We start from the raw sequence: 1,143 nt of genomic DNA, 5'->3' as shown, positions 1-1,143 counted from the left end.
CGGCGGGTTGCCGGGACGGCGGGTTGCCGGGACGGCGGGGCGGCGGGGCGGCCGGTCAGGCGGACAGGCCGAGGTCGCGGATGATTTTGGCGACGTGGCCGGTCGCCTTGACGTTGTAGAGCGCCTTCTCGATCTTGCCGTCGGCGTCCAGGAGGAAGGTCGAGCGGATCACACCCACGGTCTTCCTGCCGTAGAGCGTCTTCTCGCCGTACGCGCCGTAGGCGGCGAGCACGGCCCGCTCCGGGTCCGACAGCAGCGGGAAGGTCAGTTTCTCGTTGTCGCGGAACTTCACGAGTTTCGCCGGCTTGTCGGGGGAGATCCCGAGCACGTCGATGCCGGCGTCGTTCAGCAGCGCGAGGCTGTCCCGGAAGTCACAGGCCTGCTTGGTGCACCCGGGCGTGGAGGCGGCCGGGTAGAAGTAGACGACAACCCGTCGCCCCCGGTAGGACGACAGCGACACCTCGTTGCCGTCGGCGTCGGAGAGGGTGAAGCCGGGAGCGGTGTCACCGGTGGTGAGACGGGCAGCGGCGGCGGTCTCGGTCATGGTCGGAAGGTAGCCGGACGGGTCCGGCACCGCAAACCCCACCCCTCCTGAATCGGCCCGGTACGCCTTGCACACACCGTTCCCATGCCGCGTTCCCGTTTTCACACCCCGTCCTGCCGCCCTGCCGTCATGCCGGTGCCGCTGCCGCTGCCCGGCCAACCGGGCAGCGGGGGACGGCGGTCAGGGCGGGCTGCCCAGCGGCTCGACGCCCGCGAGCGTGGCCACACCCACGAACGCGGCCGGATCCACCTGGCCGACGGCCCATCTGCGCAGCTCGTTGATGATCAGGATGGCCAGGTCGACGTCCGCGTCGGCGTCCGCGTCGGCGTACACCATCGGGTCGATCACCACGTCCATGATGACCAGGAAGGTCCGGCCGTCCCCGACGATCCGGCCGCAGCCCACCGCCCGGCCCGGCTCGTCCGCGGCCTCCACGCACAGGCCGGCGAGGCTGCCGTCGATGGCGTCCGCCGCCGCTTCGGGGCCGGGGTCGGGCAGGCCGCCGGCGGTACGCAGCCGGCGCAGCTCCGCCACCGTCGGCATCCGGTGGACGACGACGAAGCCGCCCACCGACAGGGACAGCGCGCGTGAGGCAGCAC

General features: G+C 72.1%; 2 protein-coding genes. Both read right to left on the bottom strand.

Features of this window, described 5'->3' with window-relative positions; all coding sequences use genetic code 11:
* Window positions 1-55 precede the first annotated feature (55 nt).
* A complete protein-coding gene (bcp, locus tag AC5LSR_RS16760; protein ID WP_250286373.1) occupies window positions 56-544 on the bottom strand; it encodes a thioredoxin-dependent thiol peroxidase in 489 nt (162 codons plus the stop codon).
* Window positions 545-724: 180 nt separating this feature from the next.
* Window positions 725-1,143, bottom strand: a 419-nt coding sequence (locus AC5LSR_RS16755) for a hypothetical protein (RefSeq protein ID WP_493468668.1), incomplete at its 5' end; no start/stop codon positions are given.

The sequence above is a fragment of the Protofrankia sp. CiP1_Cm_nod4 genome (assembly GCF_982290645.1).
This window is presented reverse-complemented; position numbering and strand designations above follow the sequence as displayed.

Coding starts and splice junctions, on each gene's coding strand:
- bcp (WP_250286373.1), bottom strand. CDS start 544: ATGACCGAGACCGCCGCCGCTGCCCGTCTCACCACCGGTGACACCGCT.